The sequence below is a fragment of the Candidatus Frankia alpina genome (genome assembly GCF_902806485.1).
GTDB classification, from domain to species: Bacteria; Actinomycetota; Actinomycetes; order Frankiales; family Frankiaceae; genus Frankia; species Frankia alpina.
The window spans coordinates 1-7,095 of the sequence record NZ_CADCWT010000234.1; the positions used below are offsets into that span (position 1 = coordinate 1).

General features: G+C 70.9%; 6 protein-coding genes. 4 read left to right on the forward strand and 2 right to left on the reverse strand.

The features are described 5' to 3' along the window. From G6R25_RS19405 to G6R25_RS19415, 3 genes are all read left to right on the forward strand, one after another. A partial coding sequence (locus G6R25_RS19405) for a hypothetical protein (protein WP_163554101.1) occupies nt 1-236 on the forward strand: 236 nt, incomplete at its 5' end. Nucleotides 237-345: 109 nt separating this feature from the next. Beyond that, a complete protein-coding gene (locus tag G6R25_RS25450) occupies nt 346-759 on the forward strand; it encodes a hypothetical protein (RefSeq protein ID WP_205447258.1) in 414 nt (137 codons plus the stop codon). Further along, nucleotides 741-1,175: a type II toxin-antitoxin system VapC family toxin gene (locus G6R25_RS19415; protein WP_205447259.1), complete on the forward strand. Its 435-nt coding sequence runs from the start codon at nt 741-743 to the stop codon at nt 1,173-1,175. Before G6R25_RS25450 ends, G6R25_RS19415 begins: the two co-directional genes overlap by 19 nt. 37 nt (nt 1,176-1,212) lie before the next feature. Here the strand turns inward: G6R25_RS19415 and G6R25_RS19420 are convergent, their stop codons facing one another. Beyond that, nucleotides 1,213-2,550 (reverse strand): MGH1-like glycoside hydrolase domain-containing protein, encoded by a 1,338-nt coding sequence (locus G6R25_RS19420; protein WP_163554102.1) that lies wholly within the window; start codon nt 2,548-2,550, stop codon nt 1,213-1,215. Nucleotides 2,551-3,179: 629 nt separating this feature from the next. On the opposite strand from G6R25_RS19420, the gene G6R25_RS19425 reads away from it, so the two are divergent. Further along, nucleotides 3,180-4,448, forward strand: coding sequence for an RNA polymerase sigma factor (locus G6R25_RS19425; protein ID WP_163554103.1), 1,269 nt, complete (start codon nt 3,180-3,182; stop codon nt 4,446-4,448). A gap of 199 nt (nt 4,449-4,647) precedes the next feature. Here the strand turns inward: G6R25_RS19425 and G6R25_RS19430 are convergent, their stop codons facing one another. Beyond that, a complete protein-coding gene (locus G6R25_RS19430; RefSeq protein ID WP_163554104.1) occupies nt 4,648-6,636 on the reverse strand; it encodes an acetoacetate--CoA ligase in 1,989 nt (662 codons plus the stop codon). Between the last annotated feature and the right edge of the window lie 459 nt (nt 6,637-7,095).

Genomic DNA, 7,095 nt, shown 5'->3' on the forward strand with positions numbered 1-7,095 from the left:
CGGGCCCGGTCTCGAACGGCACTGGGCCGAGGCCGGCGGCGGGCAGCAACGGCGTCGCTGTCGGGCACGGGCCCGCCCACCTGGCCCGGGAGCTGTGGCTGGCGACGCCCGGCGAGTCGCTGGTCGCCCAGACGGTCGTCGACGCCCCGCTCTGCTTCGCCTGCGGGGTGACGATGCGCCCGGCCGGAAGCTGCTACGTCTGCGAGCAGTGTGGCTCGACCAGCGGCTGCAGCTGAGCGAGCCCGCGGGTCCGCATGCGGTGGCCCGGCCGGCCGGCATCACCTGCCGGCCGGGCCACCGGCTGAGCATCGCTTCACTGGTTGCCACCGGCGGTAGGATCGCAAGATGGCGACAGTACCGCGTGCAACTGATCGGGAAGACCCGGCGTCGGCCGGAACGCCGGACTTCGGGTTCCTCTCGTACCCCCAGGCGGACGCCGAGAAGGCGCGTCGGCTCGCCACCGCGGTGCGGCTCGCCACCGAGGTACAGGTCGAGCCCGCGTCCGGGCCGAGGCCGGCGGGCCGGGTACGCAAGGTCCGGGTACGCAAGGTCAGTGTCTCCCTGCCCGAGGAGCTCACCGCCGCCGTGCGGGAACGGGTCGGGCCGGGAGCGTTCAGCCAGTACGTGACCGAGGCGGTGGCGCGGCGGTTGGAGCTGGACCTGCTCGCCGAGCTGGCCGAGCAGTTGGAGATCGAGCACGGCCCTGTGCCGGCGGCGGCACTGGCCGAGGCGGGCGCGGCGTGGCCGGACGCAGAGTAGCCGCCGGCGGGACCCTCGTGCTCGACAGCGACGGCCTTGCCAAACTTGCCGTCGGCGACGCGCGGGCCCGCGCGTACCTCCAGATCGCCCACGGCCGGGGCGCGCGGGTCGTCGTCAGCTCGATCACGCTGACTGAGGTGTTGCGCGGCGGCCCGCGGGATGCGGCGGTGCACCGAGTGCTGGCCAGGATCGGGATTGTCCCGGTGACGCCGGAGCTGGCTCGATTGGCCGGCGAGCTGCTCGGCGCGACCGGGCTGTCCGGGCACCGGTGCGCCATCGATGCGGTGGTGGCCGTGACGGCGCTGCGGGCGGACCGGCCCGCCGTCCTGCTCACCAGCGACGTTGACGACCTGCACCGGCTCGTCGACGAACCCGACCGTCCCAAGGACAGCCGGGTCGTCGTCGTGCACGTCTGAGGCGGCGTGGTCGCCCGGCGCGCGGGCGGCGCCGCGCTCAGCGTTCGGTGTCGAACAGGTCGATGAGCAGCGCCGCCGTCCAGGAGAAGCGGTTGCTGCCGGCGCCCGAACCGTCGAGCGGCGAGTAGTACTCGAACATCGCCCCGGAGGAGGCGATCACGTCGACCGTGTTGCGGCGCAGGTTCTCGGCGGCGTCGAGCCGGCCGTAGCGCTCCAGCCCGTCGGCGATCAGCCAGTTCATGTTGATCCAGAGCGGGCCCTGCCAGTAGCAGCGGGGAAGGAAGTTCGGGTCGTCCAGGGGCACGCTCGCGATGCCGAAGCGCGACCAGTAGCGCGGCGAGGTGATCGTCTTTACCATCTCGTCGACGCGGTCCTCGGGTACCACGCCGGCGTAGAGCGGCAACAGGCCGGCGATCGTCTCGTGCCGCAGCAGGGTCCGGGTCCGAAAATCGCGGCTGTAGTAGACGCCGTCGACGACGAGCTCTCCCATCGCCTCCCGGGAACGGCGTGCCGACCGGCGCAGCCTGGCCGGGATGTCCTCGCCGATCTCGGCGGCGATGGTGCTCAGGTGCTCGTTGGCGCGGACCAGGATCGCGTTGAACGCCACGTCCTGCACGAGGGGGATGATGGTCCGCCGAATCTCCCGGAAGTTGTAGTGCGCCCGGCGCAGCTCGCGCACGATCCGGTACAGGGTGAACAGGTCGCCGGAGGTGAGCCGCTCGTCCGAGGGGACCTCCTTGGAATCGCGGCGCAGGGAGTCCAGGGCGTCGTCGCCGTTGATGCGCCGCAGCGCCCGCACCCCCAGCGGCGCCACCGGTCTGGTGATCTCCATCCACGTCGGGGTGTTGTCCATCCCGGACTCCCAGGAGTGCACCAGGGACACCAGGCCGTCGTCGTCGGGGTCGCGCTCGTCGTAGAGCCACTGGTGAAAGCGCAGCAGCCCGGGGAACAGCCGGCGGTAGAACTCCCCGCGTTCGGAGTCGGACATCATGGCGCCGACCCGGACCGCGGCCTCAGCGATCATCGGCGGCTGGGTGACGCCGGTGCTCTGCGCACCGCCGGCGGTGGTTGTCACCCGGTCGCAGCGCCAGCGCTGCGGACCCGCATGGTAGAAGTCGGTAGTCTCCGCGAAGATCACGTGCGGGATCATGCCGTTCGGCCACTGCCCGTGTAGCAGGGAGAGGATCTCGGCGGCGGCGCGCTGGGGGTCGAGGTGGCGCAGCCCGATCGCGATGAAGCAGGAGTCCCACAGCCACTGGTGTGGATACAGCGTCGGCGACGGCCGGGTGATGTCGCCGAGGTCGTTGCCGCGCAGCACGGAGACCGCGGTCTCGCGCAACGCCGCCAGCTCTGTCGGGAGGCTGGGGACGGGCATCGTGTGAGAGTAGCCGTCACCCGCTGTGCACACGGGGAGGGTGCCCTTGGTGTGGTCTGCCTAACGAAAACGTTGTTGGCGCCCCGCGGCCGACCCGATGCGTCACGTGACCGGCGGCCGCGGGCGGACACGCCATGGTTGGCGCTGTGAGTCTGTCCGGTTGGGTGCTGCCCGGGTGGGCGGAGCGTGTATGCCGATCCGTCCCAATCCGGGGTCGGTCGAGGCGTTGCACCGGTGCCGTGGATGGGTCTCGGGCGTGTCGGATGACCGGCGTCGCCCGATGGCGGTACTCGAAGGAAAATGTGGTGTGGATGGCAGGCCCCCAAAATTCTTACGACCAGCGAGCACTCGGATACCCATCGTTGAGGATCTGGGGTCTAGGTGGGGGTCTCGCCACGCGAGAAGGTCAAGATAGTTCGCGGAACGCGCCACACCGCGGGATCTGCCAGGTAGTCTTCGCGACAGCGAGTTCAGCGTCTCGAGGGCATGGGTCTACACTGCCGGTAGGCCCGGCGATCGCTGATGTCCGGGTGCGCCTGCACGGGGAATGGTTCCACGACTTCGTTCGTTACCTCCTACGTGCACGGAAACAGACGTCCCACCCGCACCGACCATCGGATTTGCCACTGATGACGCTGCCTGCCCTGGAACTTGCCGAGCGTACCGACGAGAACCGCCCGCGTAGCCCGCGGCGCACTCGCCGGTCCGCTGCCTCTGCCCGTACCGCCACCAGCCGTTCACTGGCCGCCGTGCCCGATGACGGCGACGAACTCGATGTGAGTGCTGTCGCCGAGGTCATCGCACGCGGTCGCGAGTCCGGCGAGATCAGCCGGTCCGAGCTGCGTGACGCGCTCGAGTCCGCGGACATCGGCCTCGAGCTGCTGCCCGCGCTGATCGCCAAGCTGAGCGCTGCCGGCGTCGAGCTCCTCGAAGAGGAGGAGACGACCGACGAGGTCACCGCCGCCACCCGCTCCACCGCCGAGCACGCCGGCACCGCCGACCTCGTGCGCATGTACCTGCGCGAGATCGGGAAGGTGCCGCTACTCAACGCCGCCCAGGAAGTCGAGCTCTCCAAGCGGGTCGAGGCCGGACTCTTCGCCGAACACAAGCTGGAGTCCGACCCCGACCTGTCTGCCGACCTCCGCCGTGACCTGGGTCTGCTTGCCAAGGACGGCCATGCCGCCAAGCAGCAGCTCGTCTCGGCGAATCTGCGCCTGGTCGTCTCCGTCGCGAAGAAGTACAGCGGCCGCGGGATGACCCTGCTGGACCTGGTCCAGGAGGGCAACCTCGGTCTCATCCGAGCGGTGGAGAAGTTCGACTACGCCAAGGGCTACAAGTTCTCGACCTACGCGACCTGGTGGATCCGCCAGGCCATCGGTCGAGCGCTGGCCGACCAGGCCCGAACCATTCGGATCCCGGTCCACGTGGTCGAGCAGATCAACAAGATCACGCGGCTGCAGCGCCAGCTCGTCTCCACCCTCGGTCGCGAGCCGACCGACGAGGAGCTCGCCCTCGAGCTGGACATGCCGATCGAGCAGGTCGTCGAGCTGCGCCGCTACGCGCAGGACACGGTGAGCCTGGAGACCTCCGTCGGCGACGACGGCGACTCCGTACTCGGCGACTTCATCGAGGACTCGGACGCGACCTCCCCGGCGGACGCCGCCTCGTACGGCGCGATGCAGGACGAGATCGAGAACGTGCTCGGTGGCCTCAACCCGCGGGAGCGGGAGGTGATGCGGCTGCGCTTCGGCCTCGCCGACGGCAAGCAGCACACCCTCGCCGAGGTGGGTAACCGGCTCGGTCTTACCCGCGAGCGGATCCGGCAGATCGAGCGGGACACCCTGCGTGAGCTGCGCAAGCCCGCCGTCGCCGGCAGGCTGCGGGAGTTTCTCGACTGACCGCTTGCGACCGGACGCCGCCGGCACGGCGGGCGCGCACCAGGCCACGGGTGGCATCCCCCACGGGGGGCACGACACGCTGGTGACGGCGTGGTCGTGGGTTCGATGGAAGCCGGATCTTCGCTGCACCCAGCGAAGATCCGGCTTTGCTGTCGTGCCGCGCCGACCCAGACCCAGCCGCGGTAGCGGTCGCGGTCGGTCAGGCGTCTGGTGCGGCGGTGGCCGTGCGGGCCTGCTCGGCGGTGGCCACCAGCGTCAACAGGGCCTGCGGGTTGGCGACCGCGTCGAGGCTCACGGCGTCGGCCAGCGCCGCTCCGGCGAGCAGCCGTTTGACCGGAACTTCCAGCTTCTTGCCGTTGCGGGTCCGCGGCACGGCGGGGATCTCGAGGATCCGGTCCGGCACGTGCCGCGGGCTGAGCTCGGTGCGCACCGTGTGCCGGATCCGCTGCGCGAGCTCCGGGGTGAGGCCCGGCTCGGCGAGGGCCACGAACAGCAGCAGCTCCCCGCCGCCGGGGGCGTCGGAGGTGTCCACGGCGAGGCTGTCGACGACCTCGGCAAGCTGCTCGACGACGCTGTAGAGCTCGCCGGTGCCGATCCTGATCCCGCCACGGTTGAGGGTGGCGTCCGAACGTCCCTCGACGACGACGGCACCGTCTGAGGTGATCCGCACCCAGTCGCCGTGCCGCCAGACCCCTGGGAAGGCCGCGTAGTAGCTGTCATACAGCCGGCTGCGGTCCTGGTCACCCCACAGGCTCAGCGGCATCGAGGGCATCGGGGCGGTCACGACGAGCTCGCCGACCTCGTCGATGAGCTCCTTGCCGTCGGCGTCGAAGGCGGCCACGGCGCAGCCCAGGGCCCGTGAGCCGATCTCCCCGGCGCGCACGGGCATGGTCGGCAGCCCGGCCGCCAGCGCCCTGCAGACGTCGGTGCCACCGCTGATCGACGGCAGCATCACCTGCGGGCTGACCGCGTCGTACACCCAGGCATAGGCGGTGGCGGACAGCGGCGACCCGGTTGACCCGATGGTGCGCAACAGGGACAGATCGGCATGTTCGCGGGGCACCAGGCCCGGGTCCCGGCAGGACTGCAGGTAGGCCGCGGACGTGCCGAAGAAGGTCAGCTCCAGCGCCTCCGCCAGGCCGAACAGGGTGCCGAGCGTCGGGTAGCCGGCGGCGCCGTCGTAGAGCACGATCGTCGCGCCGACCAGTAGGCCGGAGACGAGGTAGTTCCACATCATCCAGCCGGTCGTGGTGAACCAGCAGAACCGGTCGTCGGGGCCGAGGTCGAGGTGCAGCGCCAGCGCCTTGAGATGTTCCAGCAGGATGCCGCCGTGCCCCTGCATGATCGCCTTTGGTGGCCCCGTCGTGCCGGAGGAATAGACGATCCACAACGGCGCGTCGAAGGCTACCCGGTTGAACTCGAGCTCGGCGTCCTCCACGGCCATCAGCTCGTCCCAGGTGAGCAGGCCCGGCAGCCCGGCGCCGCGAGCGCGGGCGAACGCATCCGGTGCCAGGTAGGGCACGAGGACGGTTGCGGCGAGTCCGGGCAGGTCGGCGGCGAGCGCGGCGACGGTGTCGTAGCCCCTGCCGCCGTAGGAATAGCCGTCGACGCCGATTAGGACCTTCGGGGTGATCTGGGCAAAGCGGGCGACCAAGGCCGTGGCGCCGAGCTCGGGCGAGCACGACGACCACACTGCGCCGAGGCTGGCGGTCGCCAGCATCGCCACCGTGGCGTAGACGGTGTTCGGCAGCACACCGCAGATCCGGTCGCCCTCGGTGACCCCGAGGGCGCGCAGGCCGGCTGCGGCCCGAGCGACCTGGCGGCGCAGCTCGTCCCAGGAGACCACCACGGTCGCGCCGTCCTCCCGTACGGCGATCACCGCCGGCGCGCCGCCCCGGCGGGTCAGCGCATTCTCGGCGTAGTTGACCCGGGCGTCGGGGAACCACACGGCGCCCGGCATTCCGGCACCGGCCAGGGCGGGACCGTCGCCGCGCTCGCCCTCGACGGCGCAGAAGTCCCAGATCGACTCCCAGAAGGGGCCAAGCTCGGTGACCGACCACGCCCACAGAGCCGCCTCGTCGCCGAGATCCAGCCCGCGTTCGGCGGCGAGCCAGCTGCGGTAGTTCGTCACCGCCGCCTGCTCGATCCGCCGCGCGGAGGGCTCCCACAGCGGCGTACCGGGACGAATCCTGGCCGCGTCGGCGGCCGCGGGATTCTGCGCGACCGCCGACGCCGGACGCTGCGGCGCCGTTCCGTCTGCTGCCACGGGCTGACCCTAGGGCATTTCGAGTGGATCTACGACGAAGCTCGATCCGCCGGTGGCCTGTCGAGACTGTCACCACTGCTATCAGCGTCGGACCTGTTCGGGCTACCTTCGAGGGGTGACGGTGCCAGGCGGAACGCAGCGGGTCGGTGGCACCATGCCGCCGGATGGGACCGGGCCGCCGGACAGGACCCGGCCGCCGGCGGCCGATTCGAGCGCGGCCGCACCGGCTGCGGAACCAACCATCCTGGCCTGGGATCCCGCAATGGCCAGCTACGACTTCGGGCCGCAGCATCCGCTGCACCCGGTTCGGCTGGGCCTGACGATGGACTTCGCCGCGAGCCTGGGCGTTCTCGACGCTCCCGGGCTGCGGATCACCATCCC

What these genes read in the sequence shown, in the direction of transcription:
- G6R25_RS19420 (WP_163554102.1), bottom strand. Translation starts at nt 2,550, where the DNA reads ATGCCCGTCCCCAGCCTCCCGACAGAGCTGGCGGCGTTGCGCGAGACC.
- G6R25_RS25450 (WP_205447258.1), top strand. Translation starts at nt 346, where the DNA reads ATGGCGACAGTACCGCGTGCAACTGATCGGGAAGACCCGGCGTCGGCC.
- G6R25_RS19425 (WP_163554103.1), top strand. Translation starts at nt 3,180, where the DNA reads ATGACGCTGCCTGCCCTGGAACTTGCCGAGCGTACCGACGAGAACCGC.